Source organism: Pantoea sp. Ap-870, assembly GCF_011752515.1.
Classification (GTDB): domain Bacteria; phylum Pseudomonadota; class Gammaproteobacteria; order Enterobacterales; family Enterobacteriaceae; genus Pantoea; species Pantoea dispersa.
In genome coordinates this window covers 168,717-184,229 of record NZ_VWXG01000006.1, presented here as the reverse complement: position 1 = coordinate 184,229, position 15,513 = coordinate 168,717, and the positions used below count along the sequence as shown (strand labels likewise).

Annotated in this window: 17 protein-coding genes and 1 tRNA gene; 8 read left to right on the top strand and 10 right to left on the bottom strand. The window is 57.0% G+C overall.

Annotated elements, in window-relative coordinates:
- Positions 1 to 573 precede the first annotated feature (573 nt).
- A complete protein-coding gene (gene ompC, locus F3J41_RS15975; RefSeq protein ID WP_031280043.1) occupies positions 574 to 1,683 on the top strand; it encodes a porin OmpC in 1,110 nt (369 codons plus the stop codon).
- A gap of 22 nt (positions 1,684 to 1,705) precedes the next feature.
- On the opposite strand, the gene F3J41_RS15970 is transcribed toward ompC, so the two are convergent.
- Positions 1,706 to 2,269, bottom strand: a complete 564-nt coding sequence (locus F3J41_RS15970) for a TetR/AcrR family transcriptional regulator (protein ID WP_058769916.1) — start codon at positions 2,267 to 2,269, stop codon at positions 1,706 to 1,708.
- Positions 2,270 to 2,366: 97 nt separating this feature from the next.
- Between F3J41_RS15970 and F3J41_RS15965 the strand changes: the two genes are divergently transcribed.
- Complete coding sequence (locus F3J41_RS15965; protein ID WP_166711753.1) at positions 2,367 to 2,822, top strand: nuclear transport factor 2 family protein; 456 nt, start codon at positions 2,367 to 2,369, stop codon at positions 2,820 to 2,822.
- A gap of 1 nt (position 2,823) precedes the next feature.
- On the opposite strand, the gene F3J41_RS15960 is transcribed toward F3J41_RS15965, so the two are convergent.
- Positions 2,824 to 2,979, bottom strand: coding sequence for a hypothetical protein (locus F3J41_RS15960; RefSeq protein WP_164861051.1), 156 nt, complete (start codon positions 2,977 to 2,979; stop codon positions 2,824 to 2,826).
- 401 nt (positions 2,980 to 3,380) lie between these two features.
- Here F3J41_RS15960 and apbE point away from each other — a divergent pair, with 401 nt between their 5' ends.
- From apbE to F3J41_RS15945, 3 genes are all read left to right on the top strand, one after another.
- Positions 3,381 to 4,412 (top strand): FAD:protein FMN transferase ApbE, encoded by a 1,032-nt coding sequence (gene apbE / locus F3J41_RS15955; protein WP_058775798.1) that lies wholly within the window; start codon positions 3,381 to 3,383, stop codon positions 4,410 to 4,412.
- A 17-nt stretch (positions 4,413 to 4,429) separates the two neighbouring features.
- Positions 4,430 to 5,071: a DNA oxidative demethylase AlkB gene (alkB, locus tag F3J41_RS15950; RefSeq protein ID WP_058769918.1), complete on the top strand. Its 642-nt coding sequence runs from the start codon at positions 4,430 to 4,432 to the stop codon at positions 5,069 to 5,071.
- Positions 5,072 to 5,157: 86 nt separating this feature from the next.
- On the top strand, positions 5,158 to 6,810 hold the full coding sequence (locus tag F3J41_RS15945) for a multidrug ABC transporter permease/ATP-binding protein (protein ID WP_104188528.1): 1,653 nt from the start codon (positions 5,158 to 5,160) through the stop codon (positions 6,808 to 6,810).
- Positions 6,811 to 6,963: 153 nt separating this feature from the next.
- Here F3J41_RS15945 and F3J41_RS15940 read toward each other — a convergent pair whose 3' ends face one another.
- Positions 6,964 to 7,689, bottom strand: a complete 726-nt coding sequence (locus F3J41_RS15940; RefSeq protein WP_166711749.1) for a 4'-phosphopantetheinyl transferase — start codon at positions 7,687 to 7,689, stop codon at positions 6,964 to 6,966.
- Positions 7,690 to 7,765: 76 nt separating this feature from the next.
- Positions 7,766 to 7,969, bottom strand: coding sequence for a hypothetical protein (locus F3J41_RS15935; RefSeq protein ID WP_010618078.1), 204 nt, complete (start codon positions 7,967 to 7,969; stop codon positions 7,766 to 7,768).
- A gap of 393 nt (positions 7,970 to 8,362) precedes the next feature.
- Between F3J41_RS15935 and F3J41_RS15930 the strand changes: the two genes are divergently transcribed.
- Both F3J41_RS15930 and F3J41_RS15925 read left to right on the top strand, forming a co-directional pair.
- The gene (locus tag F3J41_RS15930; protein WP_211075271.1) at positions 8,363 to 8,866 is read left to right on the top strand and encodes a hypothetical protein; all 504 of its coding nucleotides are present in this window, start codon (positions 8,363 to 8,365) and stop codon (positions 8,864 to 8,866) included.
- Between the two features lie 143 nt (positions 8,867 to 9,009).
- Positions 9,010 to 9,282, top strand: a complete 273-nt coding sequence (locus F3J41_RS15925) for a hypothetical protein (RefSeq protein WP_058769922.1) — start codon at positions 9,010 to 9,012, stop codon at positions 9,280 to 9,282.
- 33 nt (positions 9,283 to 9,315) lie between these two features.
- On the opposite strand, the gene F3J41_RS15920 is transcribed toward F3J41_RS15925, so the two are convergent.
- From F3J41_RS15920 to F3J41_RS15905, 4 genes are all read right to left on the bottom strand, one after another.
- Positions 9,316 to 9,642, bottom strand: coding sequence for a four-helix bundle copper-binding protein (locus tag F3J41_RS15920; protein ID WP_104188522.1), 327 nt, complete (start codon positions 9,640 to 9,642; stop codon positions 9,316 to 9,318).
- Between the two features lie 162 nt (positions 9,643 to 9,804).
- Positions 9,805 to 9,881: transfer RNA gene (locus F3J41_RS15915), tRNA-Pro, on the bottom strand.
- A 72-nt stretch (positions 9,882 to 9,953) separates the two neighbouring features.
- Entirely contained in the window at positions 9,954 to 11,702 is a 1,749-nt protein-coding gene (gene yejM, locus F3J41_RS15910) for an LPS biosynthesis-modulating metalloenzyme YejM (RefSeq protein WP_127834353.1), read from the bottom strand.
- 23 nt (positions 11,703 to 11,725) lie between these two features.
- Positions 11,726 to 11,953, bottom strand: coding sequence for a YejL family protein (locus tag F3J41_RS15905; protein WP_021509249.1), 228 nt, complete (start codon positions 11,951 to 11,953; stop codon positions 11,726 to 11,728).
- A 158-nt stretch (positions 11,954 to 12,111) separates the two neighbouring features.
- Between F3J41_RS15905 and yejK the strand changes: the two genes are divergently transcribed.
- Positions 12,112 to 13,116, top strand: coding sequence for a nucleoid-associated protein YejK (gene yejK, locus F3J41_RS15900; protein WP_166711747.1), 1,005 nt, complete (start codon positions 12,112 to 12,114; stop codon positions 13,114 to 13,116).
- Positions 13,117 to 13,180: 64 nt separating this feature from the next.
- Here the strand turns inward: yejK and rplY are convergent, their stop codons facing one another.
- Together rplY and F3J41_RS15890 are read right to left on the bottom strand one after the other, a co-directional pair.
- On the bottom strand, positions 13,181 to 13,465 hold the full coding sequence (gene rplY, locus F3J41_RS15895; protein ID WP_010618083.1) for a 50S ribosomal protein L25: 285 nt from the start codon (positions 13,463 to 13,465) through the stop codon (positions 13,181 to 13,183).
- Positions 13,466 to 13,596: 131 nt separating this feature from the next.
- Positions 13,597 to 15,351, bottom strand: coding sequence for a DEAD/DEAH box helicase (locus F3J41_RS15890; RefSeq protein WP_166711745.1), 1,755 nt, complete (start codon positions 15,349 to 15,351; stop codon positions 13,597 to 13,599).
- Positions 15,352 to 15,513: the final 162 nt, after the last annotated feature.

The window sequence follows — 15,513 nt, the reverse complement described above, 5'->3', positions numbered from 1 at the left end:
CAACTTTATTACGCCCGGAAATTAACATTGTGCAATCATGGCTAAGTAATGAACAAAAAGTGCGAAAACGAACAAATAATGGCGTCCTGAGTGGCGGTTAATTTAACCTCAGTAAACAGGTTTACATAAAATTACACAGCGGAAGAAAAATGGCAGGCAAAAAAATGCCGGACAATCATGTCCGGCGGGAATTAGGGTAAATCTCTCATTCGGGGTGAATGAAGGTAATAATGAAATAAATGATGATAGCGGGAGTAATTGTATGCGCTGAGTGGCGTTAAGTTTTATCATTCAGTGCGGCAGCTTATCTCATCTTATCTCTATGTATTTAAATGAATAAAATTCGGTTTATCAATTAGTGCGATATTTTTTGCCGATGTGTGCTGATTATTAGTTCCGCGAAATTTACATTTAGAAATAACTATTTAATACAATGAAACACTTTCGGAAATTTAGTATCATTTTCGTGATAGATTATTGCTCTCCATAAAATAACAATGGCTTGCCGGCTGAATTTTTAAGCATTCAGTTAGCAGTGGCACATATAAAAGGCACATTACAGAGGGTAATAAAATGAAACGTCGCGTTCTCTCCCTGATGATTCCTGCATTGCTGGTGGCAGGCTCAGCAAGCGCAGCTGAAATTTATAACAAAGATGGCAACAAATTAGACCTCTACGGCAAAGTAGACGGCCTGCACTATTTCTCGGACAACGATGGCCAGGACGGTGACCAGTCTTACCTGCGTTTTGGTTTTAAAGGTGAAACTCAGGTGACCGACCAGCTGACCGGCTACGGTCAGTGGGAGTACCAGGCTGCGCTGAACACCGCAGAATCGCAGGGCACCGCTAACAGCTACACCCGTGTCGGCTTCGCCGGTCTGAAATTCGGTGATGCGGGCTCGTTCGACTACGGCCGTAACTACGGAGTACTGTATGACATCGGCGCCTGGACTGACGTGCTGCCGGAGTTTGGTGGTGACACCTACGGCGCGGACAACTTCATGTTCCAGCGCAGCAACGGCCTGGCGACTTACCGCAACAGTAACTTCTTCGGGCTTGTGGATGGCTGGAACTTTGCCGTGCAGTATCAGGGCAAAAACGACAACCCAACCGAATCCTCTTCCGGTCGTGATGTCCTGGGTGAGAACGGCGACGGCTGGGGTCTGAGCACCACCTATGATCTGGGCTCCGGTTTCGGTCTGGGTGCGGCGATGTTCCAGTCTGACCGTACCAACAATCAGAACGGCAACGCGCCAGGCATTCTTGGTCGCGGTGATAAAGCCGAAGCCTACACCGGCGGTCTGAAATATGACGCTAACAACGTGTATCTGGCGGCGATGTACACCCGTTCTTACAACGCAACCCGCTTCGGCGCGGTGGATTCCGCTGCGTACGGCTATGCCAACAAAGCGGACAACTGGGAACTGGTGGCACAGTATCAGTTTGACTTCGGTCTGCGTCCGTCGCTGGCCTTCGTCTCCTCACGCGGCAGCGATATCGAAGGTTACGGCAGCCAGAACCTGAAAAAATATGTCGACGTGGGCGCGACCTATTACTTCAACAAAAACATGTCGACCTATGTTGATTACCAGATCAACCTGCTGGACGACAACAACTTCACCGATGCGGCCGGTATCAACACCGACGACATCGTTGCGCTGGGCCTGGTTTACCAGTTCTAAGCCGGAGAGCGTGGCCTGCGGGTCACGCTCTGCTCTCCAGCAGCGCGTTCAGCGCCGCCTGCAGCGTTGCCGTCACCTGCTGCGCCGCTTCCCCCATCTGAACCTGCACGATTGCGCCATCCACCAGCAACACGATCTGCCCGGTTTTATCCTGCTGCGCTGTGCTGAGTCTTTCGGCAATGGCGGCCGCCATCTCCCGCTTGTGCTGGCGAATCAGGGCGCTCGCTTCCGGCAGGGTATCAGCCAGTTCTGCCGCGCTATTAATAAACGCACAGCCGCGGAAATCCTCCTCCTGAAACCAGCTCAGTAACGCCGCCGGCAGCGCCACGTTGATGGCAGGCTGCTGCGCCAGCGCGCTGCGAAAGCCGCTCATCCAGCGCTGATGGCGCTGCTGCAGAAACGCCAGAATTAAGTCATTTTTGGCCGGAAAGTGGCGGTAGAAGGTCACTTTGGTCACGCCAGCCGCGGCAATCACTTTATCGATGCCGGTAGCACGGATGCCTTGCGCATAAAACAACTGTTGCGCGCTGAGCAGGATGCGGTCACGCGCGCTGGCGCTGGCATCAAACAGCAGGGGTGCGAGCATAAGAAAAAATTCCTGTTTACGGGGGTAGACAGAATTGTCTACATACGGCAGGATGAATCAAGTAGACAGACCTGTCTACATCATCAGGAGATAAAAAATGCTCATCCCCCCGTTCGATCATCAAAGTGCCTTAGAAAAAGTGCGTATGGCGGAAGATGCCTGGAACAGCTGCGATCCGCAGCGCGTGTCGCAGGTTTACAGTGAAGATACCCGCTGGCGCAATCGCAGCGAATTCGTTAACGGCCGCGCGGACGTCGTGACCTTTCTGCAGCGCAAATGGGCCCGCGAGCTGGATTATCGGTTGATTAAAGAGTTGTGGGCGTGGCACCACGATAAGCTGGCGGTGCGTTTTGCCTATGAGTGGCGCGATGACAGCGGCAACTGGTTCCGCAGCTACGGCAATGAAAACTGGCACTTTGGTGCCGATGGTCTGATGATTCAGCGCTTCGCCTGCATCAACGATTTGCCGATCAGCGCTGAAGCGCGGCTGTTTCACTGGCCGGCTGGCAAACGCCCGGACGATCATCCGGGCCTGAGCGAGCTGGGTCTGTAATTTACGGCGCGTTGCGCCAGCGTCTGGCCTTTGCCGCCTGCTGCGGGGATGTGGTGGCAGGCGGCAGGCTGCCCTCCAGCGCCACGCCCGCCAGCGTAAAGGCGGAAAAGCTCAGCCAGCGCTGCCATTTATCCTGTTGTTCTGTTGCCTTACTCATATTGCACCTCGCTGATGTTCAACCCACCATCAACGCTGCACAATTCATGCCATGCTACCGCTCTCAACGCCACGCGCCCCGTGGCCGCTTTGTTACACTGCGCCAGCGCTGAAGCGGTGCAGGATGCACGACGCTGGTGCATTGCCTTAACGTCGGCGCGACGGATAGTGCTGAATCAGGCGGTGGCGATAGTGCTGCCAGCAACGGAAACTTCCGTAAGCAAATAACCCGGCGGTAATAGCAAGAATCATATAAATCATCTGTCGCTCCTGTAAGGTTTCTCGTGCAGGAACGCAGTATGCTGTGCCAGCCAGCGATCAACTTCAAGCAGCTTTAGACGGTTTTACAAGCGAGTTATGCTTTGTAATAGGCTGTAGTAATGAGTTACAGACGAGGAATTGATGAATTTTCAGAACATTCTGCTGACAGGCATGGTAGCACTGCTGCTGAGCGGGTGCGAGCAAAAACCGGCGCAGCAGGCGCTGGTGCTGGAAGGCAAAACCATGGGAACGGTGTGGCGCGTGAGTCTGGCGGGCGTGGATTCTCAGCGTAAAGCCGCGCTGCAGCAGGCGATTCAGCAGCAGCTCGATCGCGACGATGGCGAACTCTCCACCTGGAAAAAGGACTCGGTGCTGTCGCGCTTCAACCAGTATCAGGGGCAGGATCCCCAGCCGGTCAGTGCCGATATGGCCGATATCGTCACCCGCGCGCTGCGCATCGGCCAGCTGACCGGCGGCGCGATGGACATTACCGTCGGACCGCTGGTGAATCTGTGGGGCTTTGGCCCGGCGCAGCAGCCGGCGCATACGCCATCGGATGCCGCTATTGCCGCCGCCAAAGCGCAGACCGGCCTGCAGCACCTGCGCGTGATTGAAACGGTGAACGGCCAGTGGCTGCAGAAAGATCTGCCTGGCCTGTATGTTGATCTCTCCACCATGGGCGAAGGCTACGCCACCGATCACCTGGCGCGGCTGATGGAGCAGCAGGGCATCACTAATTATCTGGTGTCGGTGGGCGGGGCGGTGCTGAGTCGCGGCCTGAATGCCAGCCAGCAGCCGTGGCGGGTCGCCATCCAGAAACCGACCGATCGCGAGAACGCGGTGGAGGCACGCGTCGATCTGCAGGGGCACGGAATCAGCACCTCCGGCAGCTATCGCAACTATTATGAACTGGATGGCAAACGCATCTCGCACGTGATCGATCCGGCCAGCGGCCGACCCATCGATCACCGGCTGGTCTCAGCCACGGTGATTGCCACCACCGCGCTGGAAGCCGACGGCTGGGACACCGGGCTGATGGTGCTCGGCACCGAGCGTGCCAAAGCGCTGGCGCTGAAACAGCATCTGGCGGTGTATCTGATTACGAAGCAGGGCGACGGCTTCAGCCACTGGATGTCGCCACAGTTCAAATCGTTTCTTATCGATCAGCCCTGACCTGACAGGAGGTAACTGTGCTGGATCTATTTAGTGAGGATGCGCCATGGCAGGAACCGCTGGCCGAGGGCGCGGTGATTCTGCGTCGCCGGGCGCGCGAGCAGGCCGATGCGCTGCTGACGGCGATTCATGACGTCGCGGCCCTTAACCCGTTTGCCCATCGCATCACGCCGGGTGGACATCGCATGTCAGTCGCCATGACCAACTGCGGCGATTTCGGCTGGTCGACCGATTCGCGCGGTTACCAGTACACCGAACAGGATGTCAGCAGCGGCCGTAAATGGCCGCCGATGCCCGCGCTGTTCCGCACGCTGGCGCAGCAGACCGCGCAGGAGGCCGGCTTTGCCGGTTTCAATCCGGACGCCTGCCTGATTAACCGCTATGAGCCCGGCGCCAAACTGACGCTGCATCAGGATAAGGATGAGAAAGACTTACGCCAGCCGATTGTCTCGGTGTCGCTTGGCCTGCCGGCCGTTTTTCAGTTTGGCGGTTTCGAGCGCGGCGATGCAACGCAGCGCGTGCTGCTGGAGCACGGCGATATCGTGGTGTGGGGCGGTCCGTCGCGCCTGCGCTATCACGGCATTTTGCCGCTAAAAGCGGGCATCCATCCGCAGGCTGGCGCGTTCCGTTACAACCTGACCTTCCGCCGCGCCCAGTAACCGTAAAACGGATGAGAATTATTCTTGCCTTCACCCGAAGCGCCATTAAACTGCAGGCTGCCTGGTTGACCTCTGGATAATTTTTAATGGCATTGCTTCAGGTTGTTTTTCGCCAGTACCGCTGGCCGTTTATCGGCGTGATTGTGCTGACGCTGCTCAGCGCCGCGCTGGGTATCGGGCTAATCGCCTACATCAATAATGAACTGATCGTAGCAGTCAATACCTCGCTCACCGTGCTGCCGGGCTTTCTCGCCCAGCTGTTTCTGCTGATGGCGGTGACGCTGGCGTCGCAGCTGGCGCTGACTCAGCTCGGCCACCATTTTGTCTGGCGGCTGCGCGGTGAGTTTATCAAACGTATTCTGGATACCCGGGTTGAACGCATTGAGCAGATTGGTAACGCTCAGCTGCTGGCCGGCCTGACCAGCGACGTGCGTGCCATCACTATCGCGTTTGTGCGCCTGCCGGAGCTGATTCAGGGCATCATTATTACGCTGGGTTCTGCGATCTATCTGGCGTGGCTGTCACCGCAAATGCTGTTGATCACTACGCTGTGGCTGGTGGTGACGCTGATCGGCGGCTGGCTGCTGGTGTCGCGCGTCTATCAGCACATGGCGAAGCTGCGCGACATCGAGGACGAGCTGTACCGCGATTTTCAGACCATCATTGAAGGGCGCAAAGAGCTGCAGCTTAACCGCGAGCGTGCCCGGCTGATTTACGACACCGTGTATCAGGAAAATGCCACGGATTATCGTCGTCACATTGTGCGCGCCGATACCTTCCATCTCAGCGCGGTGAACTGGTCGAACATTATGATGCTCGGCGCGATTGGTATTGTGTTCTTCATGGCCAACGGTCTGGGCTGGGCCAATACCGCTGTCGCCGCGACCTATTCGCTGACGCTGCTGTTCCTGCGCACGCCGCTGCTGGCGGCAGTTGGCGCGTTGCCGACGCTGCTCAGCGCACAGGTGGCATTGCGGAAAATTAATACCTTCGATCTGGCCCCCTATAGCGCCGGTTTCAACGCGCTGCCGACGGTGAGCGACTGGCAGACGCTGGAGCTGCGCGATGTCTGTTTCCATTATGGCGAGCACGGTTTTGCCGTCGGGCCGATCAACCTGACGCTGCGCCGCGGTGAACTGGTGTTTCTGATTGGCGGTAACGGCAGCGGTAAATCTACGCTGGCGATGCTGCTGACCGGCCTGTATCAGCCGCATTCAGGCCGCCTGCTGCTGGACGGTAAAGAGGTGGACTGGCATAACCTTGATGCTTATCGCCAGCACTTCTCGGCGGTGTTCACTGACGTGCACCTGTTTGATCGCCTGATTCGTCGCGGTGGTGAGCCGGCTAATCCGGCGCTGGTGCAGCAGTGGCTGGAACGGCTGAAAATGCAGGACAAGCTGAAGCTGGAAGGCAACCGGGTTCTTAACCTGCAGCTGTCGAAAGGGCAGAGCAAGCGCCTTGCTCTGCTGCTGGCGGCGGCGGAGGAGCGCGATATCCTGCTGCTTGATGAGTGGGCGGCCGATCAGGACCCGCATTTCCGCCGCATCTTCTACCGCGAGCTGCTGCCGTGGCTTCAGGCGTCCGGCAAAACCGTGTTCGCCATCAGCCATGACGATCACTACTTTATTCATGCCGATCGGCTGCTGGAAATGCGCGATGGGCAGTTAAGCGAGCTGACCGGCCGCGAGCGCGAAATGGCCACGCTGGACGCCGTCAAACGCACCGATACCGGCCATTGACGGCTGGCGGCAAAGCTTAGCAAAAACCCTTATTGGGCAGGACGTTGTCAGCGGGATACAGTGAATGGCAGCAGAGATCCTCGTCTCTGCCTCCCTGGAACACTTCTGTCGTCTTGTGTTGTCACCGGCCCGGGCTCATTCCGCGCCGGTTTTTTATTGCGTGCAGGCCGGGTGAGTGAGCAGTGTGACCACGCGCGCCGGCTGCAGCCAGAAGCGTGCATCCAGCACGGTGCTGTGGGTAAATTCCGCGCTGAAATCCTGACACAGCTGCAGCCTGGCGCGCTGCTGCGGCAGGTCGAGATCGATCAGCGCAGCCTGATGAAACGCCATGGGCTGATGCAGCCGCGGCCATAGCGCCTTATAAAGACTCTCTTTCAGCGAAAACAGCAGCGTTGCCGTCTGCGCAAAGGGCAGCGGCTGGCCCTCAAGCAGCGCGCGCTCCTGCGCGTTCATCAGCAGTTCCGCCGTGTCCTGCGCGGTTTCCTCTGCCATCACCTGCTCAACATCAATACCCACATACAATGCCTCGCGCGTCGCGGCCATCACCACGCAGTCATGGCTGTGCGACAGCGAAGCACGGATGCCTGCCGGCCAGCACGGTGAGCGATCCGGCGCGTTGTGCAGCACAAAATCAGTGATTCCCAGCTGCGCCAGCTGTTGCCGCACCAGCCAGCGGCTGGCGAGATATTCAATTTTGCGTTTGCTGGTTGCCTGCTGTAGTGCAGACGGCAGCGGCAGTTGCCACTGCGCAGGTAAAGCGGCGTGCCACTGTTGCCGATCAAAGCGGCACCACGCCAGCGACAGCGATTCAGCGGTGTGGCCAGCGGCGGTGATAAAACCACAAGCGGGCAGCGGCAGGGATGTTTCGGCTGAGAACATAACGAGTAACGGCTGATGGAAAAGCGTGTTTTACCAGTCAGCCGCGGGCAGAGCAAGCCGAAAAGGCTGCTGCGGGTTAGCGATTTGGCGGGATAGCGAAGCTCTTCATCTGCACCACAAAATGGTGGTGGCCTTTGGTAATGCGTGCACCACGGTCGCACCAGTGGCTCGCCAGGCGGAAGAAATCATCGCTGCCAATATCATACGCCAGCTCCACTTTGCTGATGCCTGAGTGCAGGAGTTCTTCCGCATCCTGCAGGTTTTTTGCTTTGATGACCATAACGAGATTCCATCAAATAAACGGGAGCTTTAGGGTAGGGTAAATCTGTGACAGTTTTGTTTCACTTTAATGAATTGCTGTCACAAATCAGTAAAAACGTGATCCCGGTCGGCTTTGCTGACTTCAGTTAAGTACCTGATTCGCAGCATGAATGAAGTGAGATGCGAGATTATGCTGCAGGATTTTGCACCCTGAACAGTAAGGTCAGGGCCTGTCGCAGTGGTGACGAAGAGCCGCGTCTGGCGCGGTAATGGTGCCGTCATCTTAAACCTCTATCCTTCCTGTGGTGGCTGTATTATGAAGCCCATCACACATCGATAGCCGCTTCGTTTAACCGGGGTAAAGCGTGGGCGTAACATGCTGGTGGCTGACGAAGAGGCTAAGGAGCGAACGATGCAAAAACTGGCTGGCATAATGTTACTGGGTTGCATGAGCGTAGGCGCTGCAAAGGCAGCGGATCTCAGCTTCCAGAATGCGCAGGGCAATATTGAAGTGGTGCCCGGCAAACCCACCTTTGTGCATAAACTGCACTACCGCAAACTCTATGATGAAAAGCCGTTCCCGGATGCGGTGATTTATTACTACAGCAACGGGGTGTATAAAATCCTGTCGCAGGGCGAAAATCATTATGGCCTCTACGTGATGCAGGGCAGCGTTGAGGACCAGAGTTACACCATCCGCTATATTTCAGCGCCGTCAAAAGACTGGGGCAACAAAACCGCCTTCCATCAGCTCACCTTTGTGAATGGCGCGCAGGCAAAGGTGTTTATTCAAAACGCGATTACCGATACCGGTGAGCAGATCGCCCAGCAAAACGGCGAGTTTTTGCTGCAGGATCACGATCCCGCAAACGCGGCGCCAGACCGCTGGGATGATGAATTGAAAATCCAGCGCTGACGGTCAAAGCCTCCCCTCTGCGCCGCAACCGTTACGGATCGGGTTGCGGCGCCCGATGTGCCAGCGTTAGCAAAGATTTTCCCTATCCCAGCGAGAATTGTTTCCGGCTGGCAACGCGGCCAAATCTCGATAATTATCAGGGCATGACTAAATATCGTGTAAGAGTGGGTTTTCACAACCCCTCAGCCCTGACCTTCAGGCAGCTGGATGAAATCCTGGAACCGCAACGCTTCTGGCGCAGCGACACGCGCAGCGGTACGTTTCGCTACTTCATGGAGTATGAATATGAGTCGGAAGTGCGCGATATCTGCGAAGTGTGCGAGCTGGCTTATTCGCAGGCGTGTAAGGTGAAGAAATGCCCGCTGATTCTGGTGCAACCCTGCGAGGCAGAGGTTTCACTCAGCGTCAACGATTGAGATTCGCCGCAGCGAATCTCAATCCGGCTGGCATCATGCCGCCATTTTACGGCACTCTTCTGCACAGCGCTGACAGGCCTGAGCGCATTGCTGGCAGTGCTGGTGTTGATGCTGCTGGCACGACTGCGCGCACTGCTGGCAGATGTCGGCGCAGAACTGACAGAGCTGCTGCACCGATGCACTGTTTAGCGCCATGAACTGCGCCGTGAGGCGACAGGTATTGGCGCACTGCATATCCAGCCTGATGCATTCGCGCATCATCTCCACATTTTCCTCATCCAGACAGGATGTTGCGCAGTGGTCGCACGCGGCTGCGCACAGATAACAAGCCTCCACGCAGCGTTTATATTCATCAAGCATGTTTCCTCCTTGCATTGGTGATTAACCGTTTAATCCTGGAAAGGATTGGTCATTATGCAATGAAGGAAAGCGTTAGGATTTATTACCGCGCTGTGCTTAACGCCGCGATTTTACAGCAGAAAATAAAAAAGCAGCCATAAAGGCTGCTTTTCTTTGGGATTTTGGTCGGCACGAGAGGATTTGAACCTCCGACCCCTGACACCCCATGACAGTGCGCTACCAGGCTGCGCTACGTGCCGAACGTGGAGGGTTATACTACTGGTTCCGTTGGCGATTGCAATATGCCGGCAGCTTAACTGCCTCATAATTAATCAGTTTGCCGTGAACCGTTTCTCTTCCGTCAGCACCTGCAACAGTAGCGCCAGCTGAGGTTTATGATCTTTCAGCTCTTTGCCCTGGGCATCGTACGCGCTGTAGTTACCGTTGTTGCTGAGCACCAGCGTCACCGTTGGCGTAGTCACCACCAGTTTGCCATCTTCACTGCTGGCGACCCAGTTATGGCTGCGCTGCGCGGCAAACAGATCTTCACCCTGTGAATAGTTAACCGGATTGGTGCGCACGTGCAGCAGGCGCTGCATCAGCGTGGTCATCACATCCTGCTGATCGGTCAGGCGATCGATGCTCTGCGCTGGAGTATTCGGCCAGTGCACCACCAGCGGTACCTGCAGCGTCGCGCGGTTGCCCGGATTATCGCTGTTGTCGAAGGTGATGGCGCGCTGCGCCGTGATCACTACCACGGTATTTTTCAGCGCATCATTCTGCTGCAGCGTATGCAGCACCGTCGCGATTTGTTCATCCACGCCTGTCGCCTGGCGCATATAGCTGCGCTGGCGCGCTTTGGTGCTGTCGCCGGTTACCGTCACGCCGTTGAGCGCAATCCATGAGAACCAGGCCGCGCCGCCTTTCTGACCATTGAGCCAGTTCTGCCACTGCGTCACCGTGGTGCTGTTGGGCTGGGTATCAGCCTGCGGCAGGCTGTAATCCGCCAGCAGCGCCTGACGGTACAGCGGCTGGCTAAAGCCATCGGAAGAGAACAGGCCGAACTGATAACCCTGGCTGTTCAGCGCGCCGAGCAGGGCAGAGGGCATGCGCGCCGCCAGCACGCCGTCCATGTAGCTGGAGGAGATACCGTAGAACAGGCCGAACAGGCCTTTTTCCGGCTGCAGTCCGGCGCTGTAATGCTGGGTAAAGCGCACATTTTCACTGGCGAACTGATTGAGCGATGGCAGCGCTTTATCCACCGTGGCATTGTTCAGGCCGTCCACCGTCAGAATCAGCAGGTTGTGACGCGTTCCGCCATCGCGGAACGTAATATCGCTGAGCGGATACTGCACCGACAGCGCTTCCGGATCGCCCTGTTGCACCAGACGGCGCTGATACTCCTGCGCATCCAGCAGACCGTGTCGCTCCAGAAAGCGCCGTGCGGTCATCGGATAGGAGAGCGGCAGGTTGGCACGCTGCATGGTGATCGGCCGGTAGAAGTTGGCGTCCGCCCAGATATACAGCAGATGACTGGCAAAGAAGGCGCTGATAAACAGCGCGGCCAGCGGCTTGCCAAACGAACGCCGGTTCAGGCTGCGCAGCTTTTGCCAGCTCCAGGTGGCAAACAGCATCTCAACCAGGAAAATCAGCGGTACGCTGATAAACATCAGCTGCCAGTCGCGCGCCATCTCGCTTTGATCGGGGTTGACCACCAGTTCCCACACCACCGGATTGAGGTGCAGATGGAAACGGCTGAACACCGCGCTGTCGACCATAATCAGCGTCAGCCCGGCGGTGGCGACCACGGCGGAGAGCACGCGCAGCAACCGCTGCGACATGGCGACAAAGGTCAGCGGGAAGATAATCAGCAGATAAGCGGCAAACACGATAAAGCTGAAATGGCCAATCCAGCTGGTAAACGCATAAATACGGCCGGCGAGGGAAGAGGGCCAGTCGGCGACCAACAGGTAGCGGCTGCCTAAAATAAGCGCAAACAGAATATTAAACAGGGCAAACCAGTGCCCCCAGCTGATCATCTGGGAGACTTTTTCACGGTAGCGCTGCCGGTTGGTTACCATATTTATGAGGTCAAATCTGCAATTTAGTGGGCGTTGTCATCGCGCACGGAAGACTGCAGCGCTTCCGCAAACGAGCGGGCGAGGCTGCGGCGCTGGGCCGGTGCGATGTCGGTGTTGATCAAATTGGTCACCATGTTCCCCAACACCATCAGGGAAAGATCGGTTGGCGCTTTGTCTTTTTCAAGAACCTGCGCCAGCTGCGCGAGAAGCTGTTCGACGCGCGCGTCGCTGTAACGGGATGATTGTGGCATATCGTCGACTAATCAAGTGTGAAAACGCGGTATATTACCGTAACAACGCACTTTTTTCCGCAATTTTATCGCAAGCAGAACGATCAGTTTGTGCGCGCAGTTGAAAGCGGCTGCGGGCGGTGTTTGAATACGCGCCTGAGCCAAAAGGAGAGTCTACCATGAGTCTGGATATCGACCAGATTGCCCTGCATCAGTTAGTCAAACGTGATGAAAACCAGCTGGAACTGGTGCTGCGCGATACCCTGTTACCTGCCACGCAGGCGGTGGAAGAGATGGCGGAAGAGTTACACCGCGTCTATAGCGCCAAAAGCAAGGCTTACGGCCTGTTTAATGAAGACAGCGAGCTGGCAGAAGCGCTGCGCAACTGCCTCAAAGGGCAGGATGACTTCCTGGCGTTCAGCCGTGCGGCTACCGGACGCCTGCGCGACGAGCTGAGCAAATACCCGTTCGCCGAAGGCGGCGTGGTGCTGTTTCTGCACTATCGCTATCTGGCGGTGGAGTATCTGCTGGTGGCGGTGCTGAACAGCCAGTCGAGCATGCGTGTCAATGAGCAGCTCGACATCAGCAGCACGCACTATCTGGACATCAATCATGCCGATATCGTGGCGCGTATCGATCTCACCGAGTGGGAAACCAATCCGGAATCCACGCGCTACCTGACCTTCCTGCGCGGACGCGTGGGGCGCAAAGTGGCCGATTTCTTCATGGATTTTCTCGGTGCCAGCGTCGGTCTGGATACCAAAGCACAGAACCGCGGGCTGCTGCAGGCGGTAGATGATTACTGTGCCGAGTCCAGCCTGGATAAAAATGAGCGCCAGAACTATCGCCAACAGGTCTACAGCTACTGCAATGAACAGCTGCAGGCGGGCGAGGAGATTGCGCTGGAAGATCTCTCCAGCGAGCTGCCGCCGCTGGGCGAAAAAACCTTTCAGGCGTTTACCCAGGAGCAGGGTTATGAGCTGGAAGAGCATTTCCCGGCCGACCGCAGCACCCTGCGTCAGCTGACGAAATTTGCCGGTAGCGGCGGGGGATTAACGCTTAACTTTGATGCCATGTTGCTGGGCGAGCGCATTTTCTGGGATCCGGCCACCGATACGCTGACCATTAAAGGCACACCGCCGAATCTGCGCGATCAGTTGCAGCGTCGTACCGGCGGTCAGTGATCGCCCGATTTGCGCCATAAAAAAACGCCGCAGATGCGGCGTTTTTTCGTCAACCCGTTAGCGATTAAGCGCGAACGAAGTCGATGTGGTGCAGTTTTGGCTTGAACGGGTGACGCTGAACAGCCTGAACTTTAACTTTGGTTTCTTTACCGTCAACAACCAGAGTCAGCACGTCGCTGTAGAACTCAGGCTTAGCCTGCATGTTCATCACAGCGTCGTGGTCCAGTTCGATAGAAACCGCAGCGTCTTTACCGCCATAGATGATGGCCGGGAATTTGTTCGCTGCGCGCAGGCGGCGGCTCGCACCCTTACCCTGCTCTTTACGTACTTCTGCATTAATAGTGAACATCTTAAGATCTCTTCTATAGTTCCTGCTACAGGCGACCCAGCAACAGGACGGTTATTCAATACGCTTTTACGGATGCAAAAGCGGGCGGCATTATAGCCGGATTGCCACAGCGGGGCAAATGATTCCGCCGCTTAGCGCAGCTCGTTGGCGCGGCGATAGCGTCCCTGATAATCGAACATTTTTTCCCGCACCTGCCAGAAGTGGCCTTTGGCGCGCGCCACCACAAAATCGGGATGGCGCAGCAGCGGCTGCAGCGCCACCACATCAGCGGCGGTCTGCCAGCCGAGCTCCACGCCGGGCGCACGCTGATGTGGCCGCATAAACAGCTGCTCAAAGGCGGTGCGCTGCGCCGGGGTGCGCAGGCGAAAGCGCTCGCTGACGCTGGTGCCATCCTCATCATAATAGGTGGCTTGCAGCCACTCGCCTTTATCATCGCGTCCGTGCGCCAGCGTCATACCACTGCAGCGCAGTACGCGCGCGTCTTTCAGCTTCAGCGCCGCTTTCAGCATATCATCGGGGTCGACCAGTACCTTGTCGCACTGCTGGCAGCGGCGCGCGGCGATATCATTTTCTGCACCGCAGTCCGGGCAGCTTTTAAAGCGGAAACGGTAGTCGCACTGCGCGCGATTGCCCTCGTCATCGTCGAGCACGCCCTGACAGCGGCGGCCAAAGTGCTCAATGACGTGGCCATCTTCGGTCGCCTTGCCCCAGAAGGTATTCGCAAAGCCGCAGGCCGGACAAAACACCTGCACCGGCTGGTTATCGCTGGCGCCTTTCGGTGCGCCGACTTCGGGCGTAAAGAGATCGTGCGGGTTTCCGGCGTAATCGAGGATCAGGCAGTCGGTTTTGCCCGGTGCCAGCCGCAACCCGCGACCGACAATTTGCTGATACAGGCTGACCGATTCGGTCGGGCGCAGAATGGCGATCAAATCGACGTGCGGCGCGTCGAAGCCGGTGGTCAGCACCGCCACGTTAACCAGAAACTTAAGCTGCTGCGCTTTGAACTGCTGAATCAGCCGGTCACGCTCTTTCACCGGGGTTTCCGCCGACACCAGCGCACTGTTTTCCGGCAGCAGGCTGAGGATTTCCCGCGCGTGTTCAACGGTCGCGGCAAACACCATCACGCCGCGGCGCGTCTCAGCGAACTCAATGATCTGTCGCATGATCTGCGGCGTGACGCGCTGCTGCTGTTTCAGTTCGCGGTTAAGATCGGCCTCACTGAACAGGCCATTATTCTGCGGGATCAGCCGACTGAAATCGTACTGCACCACCGGCATATCCAGCCGCTCGGGTGGCACCAGAAACCCATGTTTGATCATATAGCGCAGCGGCAATTCGTAGATGCAGTCGCGGAACAGCGCGTTATCGTCGCCGCGCACCATACCGTGATAGTGGTACTGGTAAATCCAGCCTTTGCCCAGACGGAATGGCGTGGCGGTCAGCCCCAGCAGACGCAGTTGCGGATTGTGCTGGCGCAGATGGGCGAACAGCTGCTGATACTGGCTCTCCTCGTTGTCGCTGATGCGATGGCACTCATCGACGATCACCAGCGAAAAGGCGCTGTCAAAACTGGCCAGATTGCGCGCCACCGATTGCACGCTGCCGAATACCACTTTACCTTCGCTCTGCTTGCGCTGCAGGCCCGCGGCGAAGATATCCGCCTGCAGGCCATACGCCTGATATTTACTGTGGTTCTGCTCCACCAGTTCTTTGACGTGAGCCAGCACCAGCACGCGACCGCGCGCCAGCCGCGCCAGTTCAGCGATCACCAGGCTTTTGCCGGCGCCGGTCGGCAGCACAATCACCGCTGGCGTGGCGTGGCGGCGAAAATGGGCAACGGTGGCATCAACGGCTTCTTGCTGATAGGGGCGCAGGGTAAACGACATGGGAACCGGCTTTTTCTGGAACGGACGCGCATTATGCCATGAAAGTGGCTGAAACGCAGGATCGGCACTATTAGCAGGCGAAGGTTCAGGCTATACTGCCCACACTTTTTCAACGGTTAACCCTGCTCTCAATTATGCCGTGGCCGCCGCGCTACGCTGTAA